Origin of the sequence: Streptomyces chartreusis NRRL 3882 (genome assembly GCF_900236475.1) — a bacterium.
GTDB classification, from domain to species: Bacteria; Actinomycetota; Actinomycetes; order Streptomycetales; family Streptomycetaceae; genus Streptomyces; species Streptomyces chartreusis_D.
On sequence record NZ_LT963352.1, the window covers coordinates 1,041,367 to 1,062,199 of the forward strand.

18 protein-coding genes and 1 pseudogene are annotated in these 20,833 nt (G+C 70.2%); 11 read left to right on the top strand and 8 right to left on the bottom strand.

Annotated elements, in window-relative coordinates:
* Window positions 1-36: 36 nt before the first annotated feature.
* Window positions 37-258: pseudogene (locus tag SCNRRL3882_RS41605) on the top strand (cupin domain-containing protein); the annotation flags it as partial.
* Here SCNRRL3882_RS41605 and SCNRRL3882_RS42370 read toward each other — a convergent pair.
* The 4 genes from SCNRRL3882_RS42370 to SCNRRL3882_RS04770 form a co-directional block, all read right to left on the bottom strand.
* Entirely contained in the window at window positions 240-683 is a 444-nt protein-coding gene (locus SCNRRL3882_RS42370; protein WP_331852867.1) for an IclR family transcriptional regulator domain-containing protein, read from the bottom strand. The pseudogene SCNRRL3882_RS41605 and the gene SCNRRL3882_RS42370 overlap by 19 nt on opposite strands.
* Before the next feature lie 307 nt (window positions 684-990).
* Window positions 991-3,618 (bottom strand): SpoIIE family protein phosphatase, encoded by a 2,628-nt coding sequence (locus SCNRRL3882_RS04755; RefSeq protein WP_050810307.1) that lies wholly within the window; start codon window positions 3,616-3,618, stop codon window positions 991-993.
* Between the two features lie 304 nt (window positions 3,619-3,922).
* On the bottom strand, window positions 3,923-5,017 hold the full coding sequence (locus tag SCNRRL3882_RS04760) for an ABC transporter substrate-binding protein (RefSeq protein WP_010044922.1): 1,095 nt from the start codon (window positions 5,015-5,017) through the stop codon (window positions 3,923-3,925).
* 1,067 nt (window positions 5,018-6,084) lie between these two features.
* Entirely contained in the window at window positions 6,085-6,771 is a 687-nt protein-coding gene (locus tag SCNRRL3882_RS04770) for a GntR family transcriptional regulator (protein WP_010044921.1), read from the bottom strand.
* Window positions 6,772-7,475: 704 nt separating this feature from the next.
* Here SCNRRL3882_RS04770 and SCNRRL3882_RS04775 point away from each other — a divergent pair.
* The 4 genes from SCNRRL3882_RS04775 to solA all read left to right on the top strand — a co-directional run bounded on the left by SCNRRL3882_RS04775 (window position 7,476) and on the right by solA (window position 11,813).
* On the top strand, window positions 7,476-8,156 hold the full coding sequence (locus SCNRRL3882_RS04775) for a haloacid dehalogenase type II (RefSeq protein ID WP_010044920.1): 681 nt from the start codon (window positions 7,476-7,478) through the stop codon (window positions 8,154-8,156).
* Between the two features lie 48 nt (window positions 8,157-8,204).
* Window positions 8,205-8,690: a RidA family protein gene (locus SCNRRL3882_RS04780; RefSeq protein ID WP_010044919.1), complete on the top strand. Its 486-nt coding sequence runs from the start codon at window positions 8,205-8,207 to the stop codon at window positions 8,688-8,690.
* Between the two features lie 553 nt (window positions 8,691-9,243).
* Window positions 9,244-10,647, top strand: coding sequence for an NAD(P)/FAD-dependent oxidoreductase (locus SCNRRL3882_RS04785; RefSeq protein WP_063738918.1), 1,404 nt, complete (start codon window positions 9,244-9,246; stop codon window positions 10,645-10,647).
* A 20-nt stretch (window positions 10,648-10,667) separates the two neighbouring features.
* Window positions 10,668-11,813: an N-methyl-L-tryptophan oxidase gene (gene solA, locus SCNRRL3882_RS04790; RefSeq protein WP_010044915.1), complete on the top strand. Its 1,146-nt coding sequence runs from the start codon at window positions 10,668-10,670 to the stop codon at window positions 11,811-11,813.
* Window positions 11,814-12,368: 555 nt separating this feature from the next.
* Here solA and SCNRRL3882_RS04795 read toward each other — a convergent pair.
* Window positions 12,369-13,226, bottom strand: a complete 858-nt coding sequence (locus tag SCNRRL3882_RS04795; RefSeq protein ID WP_010044913.1) for an oxygenase MpaB family protein — start codon at window positions 13,224-13,226, stop codon at window positions 12,369-12,371.
* A 185-nt stretch (window positions 13,227-13,411) separates the two neighbouring features.
* Between SCNRRL3882_RS04795 and SCNRRL3882_RS04800 the strand changes: the two genes are divergently transcribed.
* The 5 genes from SCNRRL3882_RS04800 to SCNRRL3882_RS04820 all read left to right on the top strand — a co-directional run bounded on the left by SCNRRL3882_RS04800 (window position 13,412) and on the right by SCNRRL3882_RS04820 (window position 17,258).
* Window positions 13,412-13,618 carry a hypothetical protein gene (locus SCNRRL3882_RS04800; RefSeq protein ID WP_029181529.1) on the top strand — a complete coding sequence of 69 codons (207 nt, stop codon included), beginning with the start codon at window positions 13,412-13,414 and terminating at the stop codon, window positions 13,616-13,618.
* Window positions 13,609-14,451, top strand: a complete 843-nt coding sequence (locus SCNRRL3882_RS04805; protein ID WP_010044911.1) for a UbiA family prenyltransferase — start codon at window positions 13,609-13,611, stop codon at window positions 14,449-14,451. Before SCNRRL3882_RS04800 ends, SCNRRL3882_RS04805 begins: the two co-directional genes overlap by 10 nt.
* A gap of 94 nt (window positions 14,452-14,545) precedes the next feature.
* On the top strand, window positions 14,546-15,634 hold the full coding sequence (locus SCNRRL3882_RS04810) for a type III polyketide synthase (RefSeq protein WP_010044909.1): 1,089 nt from the start codon (window positions 14,546-14,548) through the stop codon (window positions 15,632-15,634).
* Window positions 15,631-16,149 carry an isoprenylcysteine carboxyl methyltransferase family protein gene (locus SCNRRL3882_RS04815; RefSeq protein WP_010044907.1) on the top strand — a complete coding sequence of 173 codons (519 nt, stop codon included), beginning with the start codon at window positions 15,631-15,633 and terminating at the stop codon, window positions 16,147-16,149. The genes SCNRRL3882_RS04810 and SCNRRL3882_RS04815 overlap by 4 nt, the downstream gene beginning before the upstream one ends.
* A gap of 11 nt (window positions 16,150-16,160) precedes the next feature.
* Complete coding sequence (locus SCNRRL3882_RS04820; protein WP_010044905.1) at window positions 16,161-17,258, top strand: NAD(P)/FAD-dependent oxidoreductase; 1,098 nt, start codon at window positions 16,161-16,163, stop codon at window positions 17,256-17,258.
* A 15-nt stretch (window positions 17,259-17,273) separates the two neighbouring features.
* On the opposite strand, the gene SCNRRL3882_RS04825 is transcribed toward SCNRRL3882_RS04820, so the two are convergent.
* The 3 genes from SCNRRL3882_RS04825 to SCNRRL3882_RS04835 are packed head-to-tail and all read right to left on the bottom strand — an operon-like array spanning window position 17,274 to window position 19,612.
* Entirely contained in the window at window positions 17,274-17,798 is a 525-nt protein-coding gene (locus SCNRRL3882_RS04825) for a GNAT family N-acetyltransferase (RefSeq protein WP_029181527.1), read from the bottom strand.
* Window positions 17,795-19,393: an amidohydrolase gene (locus tag SCNRRL3882_RS04830; protein ID WP_010044900.1), complete on the bottom strand. Its 1,599-nt coding sequence runs from the start codon at window positions 19,391-19,393 to the stop codon at window positions 17,795-17,797. Before SCNRRL3882_RS04830 ends, SCNRRL3882_RS04825 begins: the two co-directional genes overlap by 4 nt.
* 6 nt (window positions 19,394-19,399) lie before the next feature.
* On the bottom strand, window positions 19,400-19,612 hold the full coding sequence (locus tag SCNRRL3882_RS04835; protein ID WP_010044896.1) for an MbtH family protein: 213 nt from the start codon (window positions 19,610-19,612) through the stop codon (window positions 19,400-19,402).
* 87 nt (window positions 19,613-19,699) lie between these two features.
* Between SCNRRL3882_RS04835 and SCNRRL3882_RS04840 the strand changes: the two genes are divergently transcribed.
* Window positions 19,700-20,797, top strand: coding sequence for an alpha/beta hydrolase-fold protein (locus SCNRRL3882_RS04840; protein ID WP_010044894.1), 1,098 nt, complete (start codon window positions 19,700-19,702; stop codon window positions 20,795-20,797).
* Window positions 20,798-20,833 lie beyond the last annotated feature (36 nt).

Consider the following 20,833-nt stretch of genomic DNA (forward strand, 5'->3'; position numbering starts at 1 on the left):
TGTTCAGGACCTGGGCCCAAGAGTCGCCGGGGAGTCGATCCATACGGGAGTCTGGGAGGCGCGCCCGGCGAGATGCGCTCGATCAAGGGCGAGAGGTTCGAGTTCTGCCACATCCTCGCCGGCATCGTCGAACTCACGCCGGAAGGTGGCAAGCCGGTGGTTCACAAGGCGGGCGACAGCTTTGTCATGAAGCCGGGCTTCGTCGGCGCGTGGAAGACCATCGAAACCGTGCGCAAGATCTACGTGACCGTGAAGTGATGCCGACGCGCGATGCCCGCGGCGCCGGGACCGTCGTCAGGCCAGGTGCCGGGCGGTGATCTCCGCCACCGTCTCGGCGACCAGCCGGCCCAGTTCGGGCTCACGCGGCCGAGCTCCGCGCGCAGCTGCCCCGGGCCGGTAATGGTCTCCTCGCCGTAGCCCTCCAGCGTCCCCGCGGTGACCTCGGCTATCTCGGACTTCCCCAGATACGCCAGGACGGCGTTCCCGGAGGCTGTGGCGTGCAGGGGCGGGGTGTCGCCGATGGCGTACGGCGTGGTCGAGGCGGTTGACGACGACCATGCACTGCAGGGCGTCGGGCACCGACAGGTGGACGGTCTTGTGGCGAACCATGGGTTCCTGGACTGCGGCGACAGGCTGGAGCCCTGCAGTGCGGCAGGGCGTACGGCCAGGACGTGGGCGCCGATCTCCCAGCGCCTGGTGTCCTTTTACTTGGTCGAGGCGAACCAGGGCTGGGCGTTCGTGCAGATGTCCGGTGTGCTCAAGCGGATCGCCGTCAAGTTGTCCAAGAGCTGCTACGACCTGCGCCTGCTGACGCTCCGGCGCAGCGCCTCGTCGCCAAAGAGGCCCTTCAGCGAACGGGGTGTCGCCGAACCCGCCTGGAGAAGGGTTTGTTGCCCGCCGAGACCCTGGCCGACCTGCTCCGTCCGGAGGCCGTCGCGGGCAGCAGCCAGGTTCTGGCCTGAGGTGCGCACGGGCCGATGGCCACAACGGTCACCAGTCCGCGTCGCTCCATTGGTCCAGCAGCACGTCGGCCATGTCCGCGGCAGGTTCAGTCGCCTGGCTGTTGAGTGACTGCTCGGTCCAGATCACTTTGCCGCGAGGCACGTAACGGGTGCCCCATCGCTGCGTGAACTGAGCAACCAGGAACAACCCCCGCCCTCCTTCGTCGGTGTCGGCCGCCCGGCGCAGGTGCGGTGAGGTGCTGCTGCCATCGGAGACCTCACAGATCAGGCTGGGGCCGTCCCGCAGAATCCGCAGCTGCCTCGGCTCGGTGCCGTAGCGGATGGCATTGGTCACCAGCTCGCTGATCACGAGTTCGGTGGAGAAGGTGAGCTCCTCCAGTCCCCACTCTTCCAACCGGCGGGCGACCTGGGCTCGGATCCCGGCGACGGCGGCGGGATCACCGGGGACGTCCCAGTCGGCGACCTGGGAAGGATCCAGCAGGCGCAATCGGGCGACGAGCAGGGCGATGTCGTCGCTCGGGCGGGCAGGCAGCAGGGCGTCGAGGACGGCCTGACAGGTCTCTTCCGGGGTCCGGCCGGGGCCTTGCAGGGCCTCGCGCAGCATGTCGAGGCCGGTGTCGATGTCCCGGTGCCGGTCCTCGACGAGACCGTCGGTGTACAGGACAAGCTGGGAGCCCTCGGGCAGCGTGAACTCGGCGCTCTCGAAGGGCAGGGCGCCGCCCAGGCCGAGCGGCGGGGACACCGGCACCTGCAACTGCTCGACCCTGCCGTCCGGGTGTACCAGGGCGGGGCCCGGGTGCCCGGACCTGGCCAGTGAGCACAGCCCGGCCACCGGGTCGTAGACGGCGTACAGGCAGGTCGCCCCCGTGATTCCTTCGCCGTCGGCCCCTTCGCTGTCGACTCGGGTGACCAATTCGTCGAGGTGTCTGATCAGCTCGTCCGGAGACAGATCGAGGGAGGAGAAGGTACGCACCGCGGTGCGTAGCCGGCCCATGGTGGCCGCGGCGTGCAGGCCGTGGCCGACCACGTCGCCGACCACCAGCGCGACCCGGGCACCGGGCAGCGGGATGACATCGAACCAGTCGCCGCCTACACCGGCCCGGGCAGGCAGGTAACGGTGGGCGACCTCTACGGCGGACTGCTCGGGCACGGTACGGGGCAAGAGGCTGCGCTGCAGGGTTACGGCGAGGGCATGCTCGCGGGTGTAGCGGCGGGCGTTGTCGATGGCCACCGCCGCCCGGGCGGCGAGCTCCTCGGCGAAGGCCCGGTCCTCTTCCTCGAAGGCGTTCTGTTCCGCACGCCAGAAGTTGACCACGCCCAGCACCACGCCGCGGGCCTGGAGCGGCACGGTGATCAAGGAGTGGAGGCCGGAATCCAGGATGCGCCGGGCTCGTTCGGGGTCCTGGGCTCGCCAGCCGTGGGAGGCAGTCAGGTCGGCATCAAGGACGGCCTGGCCGCGCTGGATGCTCAGAGTCAGGGGGTTGCTGGGCACGAAGTGGATCAGCTCGCCCACCGGGAACAGGGGCCAGGACCCCTGGACGCTGTGAACCGCCGTGCGGCGCATCTTGAGGTCCGGGTCGGTTGGCTCATCACCCTCCAGGACCGGATTCTGCAGGTCGACGGTGACGACGTCGGCGAATCGGGGGACCGCTACCTCGGCCAGTTCCTGGGCGGTGCGCACCACATCCAGCGTGGTGCCGATCCGCACCCCTGCCTCGTACAACAGGCGCAGCCGCTCCCTGGCCAGGTCTGCCCGGCCCGACAGTGCCCGCAGCTCCGTGGTGTCGCGCAGCGTGGCCACGCTGCCTTGCCCGCCGCCTTGGTGGTCGACCGGCCGTATGTTGACAGCCAATAGACGGTCGCCGGTCAGGTGGACCTCGTCGGTGGCTGTCCGGCCCGAACCCAGCAGCTCGGCGGTGTCGGCCTCCAGGCCGAGATCGGTGACGCGGCGTTGCTCGGCGTCCGCGGGCAGATCCAGCAGTCGCCGTGCCTCGTCGTTGGCCAGCAGCAGCAGCCCGTCACCTCCGATGATCAGGACCCCTTCCCGCACCGAGTGCAGCACCGCGTCATGATGCTCGTACATGCGGGTCATCTCGGAAGGATCCAGGCCGCGGGTCTGCCGCCGCAACCGCCAGGAGACCAATGCCGTCCCGCCCGCGGCGACCGCCAGTGCGCCGCCGGCGAATCCGAGCAGCTTTGGAAACTGCTCCCGCACCACGTCGTTCACACTGGCCACCGTGATCCCGACGGACACGAACCCCACGATCGTCTTCCCGCCGGTGTCGTAAACGGGGATCGTCGAGTCCACGGAGAGGCCGAGACTGCCCTCGAAGGTCTGGGTGAAGGGTCTGTCGACGGTTTGGCCCTCGCGGAGGGCGAAGATCTGCTTCCCGATCAGTTTCGGGTCGGGGTGGGTCCAGCGGAAGCCCTGGGGATTGAAGGCGACGACGTAGTCGACCCCGGCCCTTTTCCGGGCTTCCTCCGCCCGTGGCTGCAGCAGCGCACTGGCGTTCTTGGATCTCATGGCGGCCAGCGTTCCCGGAGCGTGGGCGAAGCCCTCGGCGACTCCGAACGTCAGGTGCCGGGCCTGCTGCATGGTCGAGTTCCGGGCCTGCACCACGAGTGCCACTCCCGCGGCTGCGGCGAAGAGCACCATGATGACCAGCTGTAGCAGGAACACCTGGCCCGCGACGCTGAGTACCTTGGGCGAGCTGAAGCGCGGCCCCGAACGGCGCCCGCTGGACTCCTCGTGCCGTTGAGGGGCATCCGCCGAACGGCGACGCAGGCCGCTGCGTGTGCGGGGCCGTGAAGCCGGGAAACGACCAAAATGTCTGACCATGCCTCCTCATCTCATACAGTCACATCCAGGCATAAGATCTTGGGACCAGGAGCGGTCGATCTCGACTGCCCGCTTCCTGTCAGTCAGGCCCATGGCTCGGAGTTCCGAACGCTCGTCGAGTTCAGGCGCGCACCCATTCCTGCCAGCGCTTCGCCACGGAGTCCCGGTTCTTGAGCCACCACTCGACGTCCAGGTCGAAGCCGGACAGCAGGTGGCCGGGGGTGCTCGGCAGGTTCGTGGCGGTGGCCTCGGAGAGATGTCCGTAGGCGGCCGGCACAACAGGGCCATTGGGGTAGATCCGGGCGAAGCCGGCCTGCACCTCGGGCCGCAGGGCGAAATCGATGAGCCGGTAGGCCGCGTCGGGATTGGCGGCCCCTTTGGGGATTCCGTAGCCGCTGCTCTGCCTGCGGGCGCCGTTCCACGCGCAGGCGAGTGGGACGCCGCGCTGGATCGGATCGCTGATGCGGCCGTTCCAGACGCTGGAGGCAACGACCTCCTTGCGCTCCAGCAGTTCACCCGGTACAGCGCCGCTGTCCCAGAATGTCCGGACAGAGCCTTTGATCTCGTTCAGGGCTTTGAAGGCACGGTCCACGTCGAGGGGGTACAGCTTGTCGAGTGGTACGCCGTCGGCGATGAGAGCGAACTCCAGCTCCGGATAATCCATCGAGCTCTGCAGCGCGCGGCTGCCCGGGAATGCCCTGGTGTCCCAGAAGTCCGCCCAGGTTTCGGGCCTCTTCCCCGCGAAGGCGTCAGTGCGGTACGCCAAGACGCTGGCCCAGTAGTTCTTGCCGACACCGTGGGAGGCGAGCAGGGATTTGGCGATTCCCGCATTATCGGCGTTCTTCAGCCGGTCGTAGTCCAGTTCCTCGGAAGCGCCCTCCTGCTGGAAGTACATCAGGAGGACCATGTCGATGTCCATGGCGTCGAACTGCGGTCGGCCCGCCTTCATCTCGGTGAGCATCTGCGCGTGCAGGATGTTCACCACATTGATCTGGATGCCGGTCTCTTTTGTGAACGGGTCGTAGATGGCCTTCCGGTTCGCCTCACCATAAGAGCCCCCGCTGTCCCGGACGACGAGCAGCTTGGGGTTCTTGGGCCTGGAGGTATTCCGGTCGGCGCGGGTCTCGCACGCGGTGAGCGAGGTCGCGGCGATGCCTGCCGCAATTCCGCCGACTCCACGCAGGAACGCCCTGCGGTCGACTCGAACGTCTGTCACCGTCTGCCTCCCGTGAGTCGGGTTGCGGCGCCCACCGGCGGGGCTGTTCACGGGGGTGCCGCCGACGCTCGTTGCATGGCGGAAGCCGGACATGAGTCAGCCGGGGCGAGGGTGAGCCCGGTCACGTCATGGTAGAGCCATCCGCGACCACGACGTGACCTCGTAGTCCGCAGCAACCTCACTGGTTATGAATTCACCTACCGATGGAGGTCAAGCGGCTTGCCTTACATGCTGAGCGAGCAGCCCTGCCCTCTCTGGTACGTATGCGCTCGGCCGCGATCTACTGGCCCGCCTGGGCCACGGCGCGCTGCGTGCGGTGGGTATGGCCCTCGCGGTGACAGCGGTGTGCACGGTCACCGGGCTGAGGCTCGGCATGGCGGCGCAGGTGGGCGCAGGCCTGACGCACATGGTGTCGACATTTGCCGGCGGTCCTCGCTGGAATGCTGACCACCGCGGCGACCGGGCCGTCCGCCTGGGGTGCCGGCCTTGCGGTCTGCCTGGTCGGCTGGACACGTTACCGTTCAGGCCACCGCCCCGCTCGAACAGGAGCGAGCAAGCGGAGCAGCCGCCCACCGCCGAACGGGGCCGCCTCCCCTCGGAAAACCAGCCGTACGCGGAACTGGCGCCCTGGACCGTCCTCGGCCCGGCTCGGCCGCAAAGCGACCCCGCTGATGGTCAGCCGTTCTCCGGTCATCCGTGCGGTGAGGTCATGGATCAGGCGAGGGCATGGCGGGCGACGAAGGCCCGATAAGCCCATCGGTCACCCGGTTCGCAATCGTTTCGAGCAGGCTTGTCTCAAGGGTGCGACGAGTTGCCCTCGCTCCAGGTCGTCGCAGGCGACGGCATACGGGGCGATCGCGATTCCGACGCCGACTGCTCAGCGGGGGAAGCCGCGCTTATGACACAAGGCCCCGCCACGACCCACCGTCTCCTGGAAGAACGGACCCGCCCGCGCAGCCTCCCACTACAAGATCACGTAGATACTGCGGGCTCGATCCTTGACTTCCCGGCACTGGTCTACAGCGTCACGGTGGATAGCGGGCTTGGACCACGCAGGCAGCATGGCCTCACATGTGCCGGGACGTGCGCTCCCCCGGTTCTCCCGTCTGGGCTCCCAGCCCCATGGGGAAGTGGGCAGCCAGTTCCCGGCGGAACGCGTCGGTGTCGCCTTCCAGGGCGACCGCGGCCAGCCGCTCGTGCTCGACGACCAGTTGCTGCGGGTTGTCGCTGTACGTGCGGTGATCGACGCTGAGGTGGAGGCGCAGCTTGGTCTCCCAGCCGTTCCAGAGGCTCTGCAGGACGCCGTGCCCCGAGAGATCATAGAAGAGCCCGTGGAAACGGAGGTGCGCGTCGATGCTGGCCGGGATGTCGTCCTTCTCCATTGCACGGCGGAGATCCTCGACGGTTTGCAGCAACTGAGGCCGCTCGGGACCGCGCAGTGCTTCGGCCGAGAGTTCGGCGGCGTACGGCTCGACACGTAGCCGGACCGAGTCGATCTCGGCGACCTCACGGGCGCTCACTTCTACGACGAAGGCCCCGCGGTAGGGGATCTTGACGACGAGCCCTTCCTCCTCCAGCTTGGTCAGCGCCTCGCGCAGCGGGGACCGGCTGATCCCGAGATCCGCGGCGATGTGCGCCTCACGCAGCTGGCCACCAGGAGGTACGGTCCCGTCGAGGATGGCGGCACGCAGTGTGCGGTAGACGCCGTCCGGCGTCGTCATCCGCTGCTCCTGCCACTCGAACTTGTGATCCACTCCGGAGGCCTCCTTTGGTCGTTGTCGACCATTCTTTTGTCGACTATACCTGCACTGATCTTGCATCGACAATCAACTTGGCTTACTGAGCACGGAGCCCCCTCCCATGGGTGCTTTTGATCTGCAGCAGAGTGAAGCCGACCTGCCGGAGCCGCGCTTGGGGCGGTACCGGACGGGGCGACCCTGCCGGGAGCCGGACTGGTCGACCGGGTCGCAGTGGAAGCGGGGCCGGCAGAACTCGCGCCACGGCGCCGTGGACGATTCACAAACTCCGTTGCGCCACCGAAGGGCGGGAGCCGAAGACCAGCCCCGCGTCCCACACCGAACCCGAGCCGGCCGGGCCGGGGAACCACTCTGCAAGGCGGGTGGTGGCGCATTCCTGGTGAGCGCGCCATGGGCGATGCGAGTACGGATGCCCCCGCCGAACGCGTCTGCGCCGTACACACGCCCGGGTCTCCGCAACCTCGTGACGGGCCACGGACCGGCGTTCACCTCCGCCTTGCAAGCCCATGTCCACGCCCTCCGCCGCGCCGGTGCGGCGCCTGCGACGAGGCCCCCGCCGAGGCGGAGCCGCCGATGACCAGAGGGGACCCGGCTGCCCAAACTCGTTGACAGTCGATACCCGTATAGTCGACAATCGACAGCGCTGGTCGACAATCGTCCATAGCGGCTCAAGCTGCTCCGCTGAAGCACCAGGAGGACTCATGGGATTCAATGTCAAGCCCAAGTTCGTGACGTTCGACATGAACGGAACGCTGATCAAGTTCAGCATCAACGACGCGATGCGTGAGGTCCTGGGCGACCGGCTGCCGGCCGAGGTCGCCGACGAGTACCTGCGGATCTGCAAGGCGTACCGGATCGACGAGTGCACGGGCGCGTACCAGCCGTTCCACCAGATCGTCGCGCGCTCCATGGAACGCGCCTCGCGCAAGGTCGGTCTCGAGTACCGCGAGGACGAGGCGCGGGCCGTGTACGAGCGCATCCCCACCTGGGGCCCGCACCCCGGTGTCACCGAGGCGCTGAACCGCCTGGCCGAGGCGGTCCCGCTGGTCATCATCACCAACAGCGACACCGCGCACGCCGTGCGCCTCGCGGAGAACCTCAAGGCCCCGTTCGAGGTCGTCATCAGCGCCGAGGAGATGGGCGTCTACAAGCCGCGACTCCGCGCTTTCGAGTACATGTTCGACAAGCTCGGCGTGACGCCCGACGAGGTCGTGCACGTCTCCGCGAGCCCCATGTACGACCTGCGCTCCGCGGCCATCATGGGCATCGAGAACAAGGTGTACGTCGACCGCGGCTGGGAGCACGACGAGCACTGGCTCGGCTACGAGCGGATCACCGACATCGCCGACCTCCCCGTCCTCTTCGGCCTGCCCCGCCCCTGACACCCGAGCGAGAACCAAAAAAATGATCAACAGCAAGGCGGTGGCGGCATGAGTCAGCCCCTGCCTCAAACCGTCAAGGGTGACTCGGCTTCGGAAAGGCTCCACAACCTCGGACTGGAGCTACCCGAACTCGCCGGTAACGCGTACTACGTGCACCACCGGGCGGTGGGCTCCAGCATCCACATCTCCGGCCAACTGCCTTACAAGGACGGCGAGCTGCTGGGGCAGGGTGTCGTCGGCCGGGACGTGGAGCTGGAGACCGCGAAGGAGCTCGCGCGCCATGCCGCGCTCAACTGCCTGGCCGCCGCTGTGCAGGCGGTGGGTGATCTGGACCGGGTCCGGATCGTGCAGATGCTCGTCTTCGTGGCCAGCACGCCGGACCTCGGTCTGCAGTCGCAGGTCGCCAACGCGGCCAGCGAACTGCTCATCGAGGTGCTGGGCGAGAACGGACGGCACGCCCGGACCGCGATCGGTGTCGCCGGACTGCCCCTCAACACCCCGGTGGAGATCCAGATGGTCTGCACTGCGGTGTAGCGGCGAACCGATCATGGGCAGTACAGCTGTGAACCGGCTGCAACAGGCACTCGGCGCCCTCGTCGAGCGCATCGACACCCACGGGCGCCGATCGTGCCGGCCCACCTGATGCGGGACGAAATCAACCGTATACGGGGCGCCGCCGAGTCACAGCCGAGACGTCAGGGCCGCACGTCAAGACGCACAAAATGCGTTGAGATCGGTCGGCGCCAGGTCAAGGCGGAGACCAAAGGAATCACCGCGGGCAACCTGGGTGAGGCCGAGGTCTTCGCCGAGGCCGGATTCGACGGCATTTTCATCGCCTACCCCATCCGGCCCGCGGGGAACGAAAGGGCCGCGGAGCCGGTGGCTGGCCGAGACGACCCGTCTGCGGGTCGGCGTCGACAACGTCGCGGCCATCAGCGCCCTCGCCGATGCGATGGGGACGACGCCGGGCGGCTGGAGGTCCGGATCGAGGTACGGAGCCCGTCGTTCCGCCCGCCCCGTCGGGGCGACCACACCGCCTTCCAGCACCGGCCCACACGGTTTCCAGACGCAGAAAGAAAGACTCGATATGAACGCCCTTGCGGCATCCCCTCGAAACGGAGAGCTCGGCTTCTGGGTGGCCCAACTGGCCGACAAGAGGCGCTCGTTCCCCCGCTTCACCGGCCAGGACCGTGTCGACGTGGCCATTGTCGGCGGCGGCTACACCGGCCTGTGGGCTGCGTACTTCGCCAAGAAGCTCGAACCGTCCCTCTCGGTCGCTGTCTTCGAGGCCGAACAGGTCGGATACGGCGCATCAGGACGCAACGGCGGCTGGCTCTCGGCCATGCCCCCGGGAAACCGTGCCACCTTCGCCCGCGTCGGTGGTGGGCTGGAAGCGAGCCGGGCACTGCAGCAGGAGTTCGTCGCCGGCGTCGACGCTGTCCTGGACATCCTTGAGGCCGAGGGCATCGACGCCGATCAGCACAAGGGTGGCGCGCTCGTCGCCGCCCATACTCAGGCGGGACTGGGCCGGCTGGTCACCAGGCGTGATACCGACATGAAGTACGGGCTGACCGAGGACGAGATCCGACTGCTCGACCGGGACGAGTTCCAGTCACAGATCAACATCTCCACCGTCCACGGCGGGCTCTTCTACAAGCACTGCGCGCGGCTCCACCCCGCGAAACTCGTCTACGGCCTCGCCGACACCCTGACCTCCATGGGGGTCAGCATCTACGAGGGCAGCCGCGTGGACAGTGTCGGGGGCAGGACCCTCACCCTGGCCCACGGGCGTGTCACCGCGGCGAAGACGTTCATCTGCACCGAAGGCTATTCTGGACCGCTGCTGGGCCGCCGGAGCGTGATCCCGGTCAATTCCTCGATGATCGTGACCAAGCCCCTGCCGGAGGAGGCGTGGCAGCAGATCGGCTGGGACGGGCCGCAGTGCCTCAACGACTCCGCGCACACGTTCATCTACTCCCAGCGGACGTCGGACGGCCGTATCGCCATGGGGGGCCGTGGTGTCCCCTACCGCTTCGGGTCCGGCACCGGGGGCGCCGGTGCGACCGCTCAGTCCACCATCGACCTGATCTCGCACAAGCTCAGTTCCTTCTTCCCGGGGATCCCCTTCGAGGTGGATCACGCCTGGTCGGGCGTCCTGGGCGTCACGCGGGACTGGAACGGCGGCGTGCACTGGGACCCGGCGTCCGGGGTCGGATCGTCCACCGGCTATGCAGGACACGGTGTCACCTCGGCCTATGTCGGCGGCAGGACTCTCGTGGAGCTCGCCTTCGAGAGAGAAACCGAACGGACCACTCTTCCCTGGGTCGGCTACCGGGCACGGAAGTGGGAACCGGAACCCATCCGCTGGCTGGGCGTTCACGCCATGTACCGGCTCTTCGGTATCGCCGACCAGTGGGAAGAGCGCAGGGGTTCCAGCAAGACCTCACTCCTGGCCAGATTCGGTAGCCGCCTCGCAGGACTTCACGAGTAGACGCAAAGGGAACTGCTGTCATGGACGCAAAACTCGCAGTCATCGGCTTGGGCAGCATCGGAAGCATGGCCCTGTGGCAGGCCTCCCGGCTGTCCGACTCGGTAGTCGGTTTCGAGGCCGCCACCCCCGCCCACGGCCGCAGTGCGGTGGGCGGGGACACCCGCCTGTTCCGCATGATCTACCTCGGCAGGCCCGAGTACTACCCCATCATCGAACGCTCCCGCGGCCTGTGGGCCGAGCTCGAAGCGGAAACCGGGCAGGACATCCTCACCCGTACCGGGGGCCTGTCCATCGGCACGGCGAACGGCAACTACATCAACAGCCTCCTCGAGACCACGCGCGTCAACGGAGCCGAGCACAGCGTCCTGAGCCGGGAGGAGTTGGCGGAACGCTACCCCCAGCACAACCTCCGCCCCGACGACTGCGCCGTCTACGACCCCCGCGCCGGCGTTCTGCGCACCGACCGCGCCGTCAGCGCCGCCGTCGCGGCGGCCCAGGCCAACGGCGCAACCGTCCTTCAGAACACACCCGTGGACAGCATCACCGAAACCGAACACGGTGTGGTCGTCACCTCGGGCGCCAGAACCTGGACGTTCGAGAAGGTCATCATCGCCTCGGGCGGCTGGTCCCGAAGGCTCATGCCCGATCACCTGAAGGCCGTCACGGAAACCCATCGGATCGTCCTGACCTGGTTCATCGCCCAGGACGGCACGCAGTTCTCGCCGGAGAACTTCCCCGCCTTCAGCCGGTGGTACGAGGATCGCTCCATGTACGGCGCACCCGCCGTCGACGGCGTGACGGTCAAGGCATCAGTGGACGGACCGCTGGCCGGGCGCGCAAGGGCAACTCCCGACCCGGACGCCGTGCCCAGGGAACTCACCCGGGAAGAAATCGAAAAGGTCACCGAAATCGTCACCGACTTCTTCCCCGGCCTGATCCCCACCATCGCGCGATCCGACGCCTTCCCCGACCTGTTCACCGAGGACAGGCACCCCCTCGTCGGCTGGCTGGACGAGCACAGCAGGATCTACTGTGCCACCGGATTCTCCGGAAAGGGCTTCAAAATGGCGACCGGCTACGGCCACATCGCCGCACACGAGGCGCTCGGCAAGCAGACCATCGACGGCCTGGACTTCGTGCGCCCGGACCGGTTCAAGACCAGGTAACCGACCACTCCGGCCGCCTCGGCGCAGTGGCCTCGGTAGCGGCATCCGGCCGGCGGTCGTTGCGGGATCATCTCTTGATGTCCGCAACGATGCCGAGAACCAGTCGTATGCCGAACGCGCCCCCTGGGCGGTCCTCGCCCCGGCCGCCGTCCTGGGCCCTGCTCGCGGCGCTCGCGGTCACGGCGGCCGGTGGAATACGCATCACGCGGCTGAGGCGGCCCGCGTCGTCCCTCCGTGGAGCGGACCCGCCGAACCGTCCGGACGACCAAGCCTTCACGCGAGCGGACCCGGAAGCATCTGTCACCGCTGCTGCGGCTGCTGATCCTGACCCAACTCACCTGTCGGCTTCTTCGCCGTCCTGCCGTTCCTCGCCGAGCACCTCGGACTTGAACATCGTACGAAGCATGCGAAAACTCCGGTACGTCTGCTCCCTGCCTGCTTTGTGCAGGTCAAGGGCGGGCTCCGCAGCGTGCAGCCATTCGCATGTCCGGTCAGCTGTCCGGGGGTGTTCCAGGCCTCACACCGACCCGTCGGCGTCGCCGGGGCCGGTCGCCGTCACGCCGGGGGGTTCATGCTCCACCTGATCACCCTGGTCAGGGCATGGCCGGTGAGCGGTATCGCGACATCCTCGAACACGGGGACGCGCGGAAGCCCCAGCAGCCCGCGGGCCCACCCCGGGAGGGACGTCACCGCGTTGGCGGCGAGTAGAGCGTAGGCGGGCCGGGCGGCAAGCGGCAGCGGTGGCTGGATCAGCAGGAAGCGCGCGGTCGCCCGGCACTCCGGCGTGGCACGGAGTTCCGGACGGTACGTGTCCAGGCGTGCTTCGAGCTCCGCCCGCGTCCGTGGCGGGTCCGGCACCCCGAGCGCCGTCGCCACCTTCGCCGTGTCCGCCACGTAGGCGTCGTAGTCGGTGGATGCCAAGGGCCGGGCCCCGAAGCGCTCATGGGCGCGCAGGAAGCTGTCCGTCTCGGTGACGTGCACCCACTCGAGCAGGTGGGGATCGGCGGCCCAGTAGGGCTCGCCCTGCGCTGTCACCCCCTTGACCCGCTCATGGATCGCGCGGACCCGTTCGACGGCACTGCGGGCGTCCTCGGCGGTTCCGAAGGTCGTCACGGCGAGGAACGTACTCGTGCGCTGCAACCGCCCCCAGGGGTCGCCGCGGTATCCGGAATGAGCGGCCACGGCGGCCATGGCCAGCGGGTGCAGGGATTGCAGCAGCAGGGCGCGCAGTCCGCCGATGAACATCGAGGCGTCGCCGTGCACCACGCGGATGGGCCGTTCCGCGCCGAACCACCGCGTCCCCGGGGTGTTGTGGATGCGGGCCCGGTTGGCGGGACCGTCCGGCCCCGCGACGTGGCTGAAGAGCGCCTTGCCGAGCCTGTCCCGCACGCCGGAAACCGTCAGGACGTCCATGTCCACGGTCCCATTCTGCGACGTCGTCGTCCGGGGCGGAACAGATGGCGGCGTCATGAGCAGCCCGCCCGCGCGGGACGGCGGCACGACGCAGCGCACCGCCGAGGGCTGCCGACGCTGCGGACGTTCCACCGGATGCCGGAGTGCCTCGTGTGAGCGGGCGGGCAACGTGGCAGCGATGCTGCATGCCCATCATGGTCACCCGTGCGACGGGAAGCATCGGCTCCGCTGCCGTACGACGCCCGCACCAACGCCTCGGGCACGTGCGCCTCCTGCGGGTCGACACCGTGTGGCTCGACATGGACTGCGGAGTCCCGACGACGGACACGAGCAGGGCGCCCATGGAGCCCGGCCGGCCCCACGGACTGGTCGAGGCGCGGCGATGCCCGTGACCACCCGCGCGCTCCCGGCGCGCCCCGGGCCGCCGCCCGTGCCCGCGCTGCTCACCGCCGCCCACGGCGGTCCCGCCCTCGCGGTCACCACCGTCGCGGGCCTGCTCGCACTCCGCGCCGACCTGCACCCCCTCGACGCCGTCGCCGTCACCGCGGCGGTGTTCACCGGCCAGCTGACGATCGGCTGGGGCAACGACCTTCTGGACCTGCGTCGCGACCGGGCCGTCGGTCGCGCCGACAAGCCTCTGGCCGTCGGAGCCCTCCCGGTCAGCCGGGTGGTGCCGGCCCTGGTCGTGGCCGCACTCGCCTGCCTCGTGCTGTCCGCGCTGGCCGACTGGCGCAGTGCGCTGGTCAACGCCACCCTCGCCACCGGTGCGGGCCACGCCTACAACCTGGGGCTCAAGGCGACCGCGTGGTCGTGGGCACCGTACGCCTGCGCCTTCGGGACGCTGCCCTCGGTCGTCACCCTCGCCGGCCCCGCCCAGGGCTGGGCGCCGCTGTGGATGACCGGCGCCGGCGCCACGCTCGGTGTCGGGGCGCACCTGCTCAACACGCTGCCCGACCTCGCCGACGACGAGCGCACCGGCGTCCGCGGCCTCCCGCACCGGATCGGCGAACGTCGCTCGCGCGTCCTTGCCGCCGTGCTGCTGCCCGCCGCCTCGCTGCTCGCCGTGCTGGGCCCCCCGGGACCGCCCCCGGCATGGGCGTGGGCGGTCCTCGCGCTGGTGACGGCCCTCGCACTGGGCACGCCGGTCGCCCGCGGTCGTACTCCCTTCCGGGCCGCGGTGGCCATCGCCCTGCTCGACGTCGTCCTGCTCGTGGCGGCCGGCTGATGACGCTCTCCCTCACCTTCCCCACCGTCGCCCTCGGCCTCGCTCGGGCGTTCGTCGCGTCCACCCACTCGCCCAGCCGACCACAGGAGCCAGCATGACCATGCGCGTCCTCAGCGTTCGCGGCGCCCTGCCCGAGCACCGCCACCGGCAGGAGGAGATCACCGAGTCCTTCACCACCATGCTGGTCGAGGACACGGTCAACCGGGGCATCGTGGAACGGTTCCACCGCAACGTCTGCGTCGAGACCCGGCACACCGTGCTCCCGCTGGAGGAGTACGCCCGGCTGAAGAGCTTCGGCCAGTCGAACGACCTCTTCATCCGGGCCGGCGTCGAGCTCGGCGCCCGCGCTGTCGTCGACGCGCTCAAGGACGTCGGCCTCACACCGGCCGACGTCGACTACATCGTGTCGTGCACGGTGACCGGCCTGGCCGTCCCCTCGCTCGAGGCCCGCGTCGCGGCGGAGATCGGGCTGCGGCCCGACGTGGTGCGCCTGCCCCTGGTCGGCCTCGGCTGCGTGGCGGGCGTGGCCGGTGTCGCCCGCCTGCACGACCTGCTGCGCGGCCGGCCGGACGGGGTCGCGGTGCTGATGTCGGTCGAGCTGTGCTCGCTCACGCTGCAGCGCGACGACACCTCGGTCGCCAACCTCGTGGCCAGCGGCCTGTTCGGGGACGGCGCCGCGGCGGTGGTCGCCGTCGGGTCCGAGCACGCGCTCGCGCAGTCCGGCGATCCGGCTCGTCCCGAGGTGCTCGCGTCGCGCAGCCGTCTGTACCCCGACTCGGAGCGCATGATGGGCTGGGACGTCGGCTCCGGCGGGCTGAGGATCGTGCTCGACCCCTCGGTACCCGACCTGGTGCGCCGTCACATCGGCGACGACGTCCGCGGCTTCCTGGCGGACCACCGGCTGACCCGCGACGACGTGGGCTGGTACGTCGCGCACCCCGGCGGCCCCAAGGTCCTCGAAGCGCTCCAGGACGCCCTCGGGGTCGAGCGGGACGCCCTGGGCATGACCTGGGACTCGCTGCGCAGGATCGGCAACCTGTCCTCCTCCTCGGTGCTGCACGTCATGGCGGACACGCTCGCCCACCGTCAGCTCCCGCCCGGCTCCTACGGGCTCATGCTCGGCATGGGCCCGGGCTTCTGTTCCGAGTTCGTGCTCCTGCGCGCTCCTGGTGGTGAGCGGTGAGCAGCGAGGTCCTGTTCACCGTCCTGGTCCTGGCCGTCGCACTGGAGCGGGTCGCCGAACTGGCCGTGTCCCGGCGCAACGCCGCCCTCAGCCTCGCGCGGGGCGGCGTGGAGTCCGGGCGGGGGCACTACCCGTTCATGGTGGTGCTGCACACGGGTCTGCTGGCCGGCGCGCTCGTGGAGGTGTGGACGCGCCGACCGGACACGGCAGCGGTCCTCGGCTGGACGATGCTCGCCCTCGTCGCTGCCGCGCAGGCGTTGCGCTGGTGGTGCATCGCCACCTTGGGACGGCAGTGGAACACCCGGGTGATCGTCGTGCCGGGTGCTGCGCGCGTGACGGGCGGCCCCTACCGCTGGATCCGGCACCCCAACTACGTCGCCGTCGTCGTGGAGGGGCTCGCGCTGCCCCTGGTGCACTCGGCCTGGGTCACGGCGGTCGTCTTCACCGCGCTGAACGGGTTCCTGCTCGCCACCCGCATCCGCGCCGAGGACGCGGCGCTGGCACAACTGGCCTGAAGGAGGTGCGCATGGACCTGCTCGTCGTCGGTGGGGGCCCGGCGGGCCTGGCCACGGCCCTGCACGCCGTCCGGGCTGGGCTCGACGTCGCCGTGTGGGAGCGGCGTGCGGGCGTCGTCGACAAGGCGTGCGGCGAGGGACTGATGCCGGGTGCCGTCACCGCCTTGGCGGCGCTGGGCGCGCTCCCTGCGGGCCACGACCTGCGGGGCATCCGCTATGTCGCCGGAGCGCGCCGGGTCGATGCCGACTTCGGAGCGGGCGCGGGCCGCGGGGTGCGTCGCACGACGCTGCACGCGGCACTGCGGGAGACGGTGCTGGCGGAGGGTGTACGGGTCGAGCAGCGCACCGCGCACCGTGTCGAGCAGGACGAGGACGGTGTGTCGGTCGACGGCACTCGTGCCGGCCACCTCGTCGCGGCCGACGGCCTTCACTCGCCGATCCGCCGGGCCCTTGGCCTCGACCGGCCACGCCGGGTCCGCCCGCGGCACGGTTTGCGGCGCCACTACGAGCTCGCCCCCTGGAGCGACCACGTCGAGGTGCACTGGGCCCGGTGCGCGGAGGCCTACGTGACCCCGGTGGCCGACGACCTCGTGGGTGTCGCGGTGCTCACCGCCGCCCGCGGGTCGTTCGACGACCACCTCGCCGCCTTCCCCGAGCTTCGGGAGCGGCTGGCCGGGGCCCGGCACGCCGGACCGGTGCGCGGGGCGGGCCCTCTGCGCCAGGACACCAGCGCACGCACCGCCGGCCGGGTGCTGCTCGTCGGCGATGCCGCCGGTTACGTCGACGCGCTGACCGGTGAGGGCATCGCGCTGGCGCTCGCGCAGGCGCCGGCGGCCGTCCGGGCCGTCACCAGCGGTGACCTGGTGGGCTACGAGCGGGAGTGGCGGGAGCTCACACGGCGCTACCGCTGGCTGACCCACGCGCTGCTCGGCGTGACGCGGGTGCCCCCGGCTCGCGCGGCGCTGGTTCCTCTGGCGCAGCGGCTGCCGTGGCTGTTCTCCGCGACCGTCGACGCGCTGGCCCGCCCGGCCGGTCAGCACCGGGCGAGTCGGCCGGGTGGCCGGCCGGCGGCCGCCGTGCCGGAGGGAGAGGGAGACATGTGCCCGTGATGTGTTGCCGGAGGTTCACAGCGTTCGCATGAGGACGCGCGCGTTGCGGCTCGGGTCCAGGGACGTCGCCCAGGCCTCAGGCGCGAGGCGCACGCCGGCCGGGGCGAACCCGTGTCTGAGGAAGAGGCTGCCGCTGCCGACCGTCGCGGTGAACAAGGAGCCCAGCGACCGGGCGCGCGCCCTGGCCAGTACGGCACGCATCAGTTGGCCTCCCAGCCCGCTGCCCTGCCGGTGCCGGGCCACGCAGAAGTTGTAGAGAACACCCGCGGGACCGCGGCTCCCCTCCGTGTGGGCCGCGTGGACGCGCAGGGCCAGGCAGCCCTCCAGAGTGCCGTCGGGTCCCTCGGCCACGAGGAAGTCGGCCGCGTGGGCGGCATACAGCGTCAGGGGTCGTCGGCGTAACGCTCCTGCGTGCACGAAGGGTCGGGACAGGGCCGCGAGTGCGGCGGCGTCCTCCGGGCGGGCGGGGCGTACGACCGGGGTCGCTGTGAGAGGAGCACGCGGCGACGGCGGAGCGGTGGGCGGCGCAGCCGTGTTCAAGGCTTGCCTGCCCCGCCTTCGGATCCGCCGTCGTGTCGGTCGCGGCCGTCGACGTACGTCGCCACCACCTCGATGTCGCCGATGCGGGAGGTGTCGACGCGCCACGGGTCGTCGCCGAGCACCACCAGGTCGGCGCGCTTGCCCGGGGAGAGACTGCCGGCGCTGTCCTCCCAGTGGCAGGCATGGGCACCGGCGACGGTGTAGGCGCGCAGCGCCTCGGCCACGGTGATGCCCTCGTCCGGGCCGATCACCTGGCCGGACTCGGAGGCGCGCTCGACCATGAACTGGACGGCCCGCAGCGGGGAGCCGTCGGTGACCGGCCGGTCGGAGCTGCCGACGAGGGTGATGCCGTGGTCCAGGAATCCCTTGCCCCGGTACAGCCACGGCGCGCGCTCCTCGCCCATGATCGCCGCGTAGTCGTCGCCGAAGTAGCGCAGGAAGTTGGGCTGGACGACCGCGCTCACGCCGAGCCGCGCCATGCGCGAGAGCTGGTCGGGGCGGATGAGGCCCGCGTGTTCGACGCGGTGCCGGACGCCGTGGCGCGGACGGAGGCGCTGGGCCCGTTCCAGGGCGTCGAGGGCGACGTCGGCAGCGCGGTCGCCGATGGCGTGCACGGCGAGCTGCCAGCCGGCGAGGTGGCCGGCCACGATCGTCTCGGTGAGCGTGTCCGGGTCGTCCTGCAACTGGCCGGCGTGGTCCAGCCCTTCGTACGGGCTGCTCAACGCGGCGGTACGGGCCATCATGCCGCCGTCGGTGTAGACCTTCAGGGCGCCGACGGAGAGCCAGTCGTCGCCGAGGCCCGTGCGCAGGCCGAGGTCGAGGGCCCTGGGAATGCCGTCGGCCTCGTGCGCGGCGACGGGCCGCAGCCGGTCCGCGGCGACCATGAGCTGCACCCGCAGGGGCAACAAGCCCTTCTCGCGGGCGAGCTGGTAGGCGCCGAGTTCGACCGGGCTGTGCCCGAACAGGGTGCCGCCGATGCCCGCCTCGGCGCATGCGGTGACGCCTTCGGCGACGCAGGTCCGGGCGGCGCGTCCGATCGCCTCGGCGAGTTCCTCCTGGGAGTACGGCAGACGCAGTGCGCGGGCGGCGCCCATCGCGCCCTCGGCGAGGAAGCCGTTCTCGTGGGGGACGCCGTCGGGGAGCAGGTCCAGGACGGCGGTGTTGACGACACAGCCGTGTCCGGAGTCGTGCAGCACGAACACCTTGCGCCCGTGGCTCACCCGGTCCAGCTCCGCGGCGGTCAGATGGCGGCCCAGGGCCCGCTGGTCGTAGCCGGCGATGCTGACCCAGGCGCCGGGCGCGGCCGACCGGCGGACGGCTTCCGCCACGACTGCCAGCACGTCGTCGATCCGCGTGCGGCCCGCGATGCTCGGTGTGTCCTGCTTGAAGCCGGTCCAGGCCAGGTGCACATGGGCGTCGATGAACCCGGGCAGCACGGTGGCGCCCTGGAGGTCGATCACCTCCCGTGCGGGCAGCGAGGTCACGGCCTCGTCCAGGCCGACGATCCGGCCCCGCCAGATGCCCAGGTCGTGGGCGACGGGGTGGGCCGGGTCCATGGTGACGAAGCGGGCGTTCGTCAGTCTGGTGCAGAGCATCGGGCGTCAGGCGTCCATGGACTCGGCGAGGGAACGGGGGCGCAGATCCGTCCAGTTGGCCTCGACGTACTCCAGGCAGGCCGCCCGGGTGTTCTCCTCGAAGGCGATGCTCCACCCCCCGGGCACGTCCGCGAAGGACGGCCAGAGCGAGTGCTGGCCCTCGTCGTTGACGAGGACGAGGAAACGGCCGTCGGCGTCGTCGAAGGGGTTGGTGCTCATGTGCCGGTGCCTCCCATATTAGGTTAGGCTCGCCTAATCGCAAGTGAGCTTAGCCTTCTCGCTTTCCGCTCCACAAGGAGACGTTCCATGAGGTTGGTGGGGGACGACACGTTCGCCGGGTTCGGACTGCCCGGGGCACCCGGCACCGACGCGTTCTGGGCGGCCGCGCGGACACCCGCGTCGATACCCGACGGCGACGGCTGGAGGACCCTCTTCCTGTGGCGTGGGTCCAGCGCGGCGACCATCGACTTCGAGAGCTGGTCCGAGCCGGTTCCCCTGCGCCGGTTCGGTGACACGGACTGCTGGTACGCCGAAGTGCGCATGCCCGCGCGGCTGCGGGTGACGTACCAGTTCCGCGTGGGAGAGGAGGCGCACGCGGACCCCTTCAACCCGGTCGCTGCGGGTGGTGACCGGTCCATCGCCGCGACGCCGGACGCGCCCGCCCAGCCGCACTGGCCCGCTGTCGGAGCCGACGGCGTGCTGCCTCTGCCCCGTACCCGGATCCGCTGGGCCAGTGAAAGGCTGGGCGGGCGACGGACCGTGCGCGTGCATCCGGCGGGTGGCGGCGGGCCGGTGGTCCTGCTGCTCGACGGGGACGACTGGCTGTTTCTGCACCCGGCCATGAGCGCGTTCGACTCGGCGGTCGCCGGTGGTGAGATGCCGCCGGTCACCCTCGTCTTCCTGCCGGCCAGGGACAGGAAGGCGGAGTTCGCGTGCCGGCCCGAGCTGTGGGAGGCGGTCCGGGACGAACTGCTGCCGCTGGTGGCGGAGTGCGGGGTCCCCGCCGACCTCGACCGGTTGGTGGTCGCCGGGCAGAGCCTCGGTGGGCTGAGCGCGGTGTACGCGGCGCTGGAGTTTCCGGGGCTGGTGTCGCGTGTGGCCTGTCAGTCGGGGTCGTTCTGGTGGACGTCCGACGCGATGGGTTCGGCGGACCCGTTGGGAGGTGCGGTGGGTGGTGTGATCGCCGCGCGGCTGCGGGAGGGGGCGGATCTGTCGGGGGCGCGGGTCGCGTTCGACGTGGGGGAACACGAGACGCGGATGCTGCCGCATTGCGAGGTCGTGGAGGTCTTGGCCGAGCAGGCCGGGGCGACGGTGCGGGTTTCGCGCGGCGCCTTTGGCCATGACCGGGCGGGGTGGCGTCATGCCCTGCTGAGGGATGTCGCCTGGGCACTGGAGTCTGCGTGATTGTCAGCGGGCCGGCGGGGGCTGGTCGCGCCCCTG

Coding starts and splice junctions, on each gene's coding strand:
- SCNRRL3882_RS04755 (WP_050810307.1), bottom strand. CDS start 3,618: ATGGTGCTCTTCGCCGCAGCCGCGGGAGTGGCACTCGTGGTGCAGGCC.
- SCNRRL3882_RS04775 (WP_010044920.1), top strand. CDS start 7,476: ATGGGATTCAATGTCAAGCCCAAGTTCGTGACGTTCGACATGAACGGA.
- SCNRRL3882_RS04780 (WP_010044919.1), top strand. CDS start 8,205: ATGAGTCAGCCCCTGCCTCAAACCGTCAAGGGTGACTCGGCTTCGGAA.
- SCNRRL3882_RS04785 (WP_063738918.1), top strand. CDS start 9,244: ATGAACGCCCTTGCGGCATCCCCTCGAAACGGAGAGCTCGGCTTCTGG.
- solA (WP_010044915.1), top strand. CDS start 10,668: ATGGACGCAAAACTCGCAGTCATCGGCTTGGGCAGCATCGGAAGCATG.
- SCNRRL3882_RS04795 (WP_010044913.1), bottom strand. CDS start 13,226: ATGGACGTCCTGACGGTTTCCGGCGTGCGGGACAGGCTCGGCAAGGCG.
- SCNRRL3882_RS04800 (WP_029181529.1), top strand. CDS start 13,412: ATGCCCATCATGGTCACCCGTGCGACGGGAAGCATCGGCTCCGCTGCC.
- SCNRRL3882_RS04805 (WP_010044911.1), top strand. CDS start 13,609: ATGCCCGTGACCACCCGCGCGCTCCCGGCGCGCCCCGGGCCGCCGCCC.
- SCNRRL3882_RS04810 (WP_010044909.1), top strand. CDS start 14,546: ATGACCATGCGCGTCCTCAGCGTTCGCGGCGCCCTGCCCGAGCACCGC.
- SCNRRL3882_RS04820 (WP_010044905.1), top strand. CDS start 16,161: ATGGACCTGCTCGTCGTCGGTGGGGGCCCGGCGGGCCTGGCCACGGCC.
- SCNRRL3882_RS04830 (WP_010044900.1), bottom strand. CDS start 19,393: ATGCTCTGCACCAGACTGACGAACGCCCGCTTCGTCACCATGGACCCG.
- SCNRRL3882_RS04835 (WP_010044896.1), bottom strand. CDS start 19,612: ATGAGCACCAACCCCTTCGACGACGCCGACGGCCGTTTCCTCGTCCTC.
- SCNRRL3882_RS04840 (WP_010044894.1), top strand. CDS start 19,700: ATGAGGTTGGTGGGGGACGACACGTTCGCCGGGTTCGGACTGCCCGGG.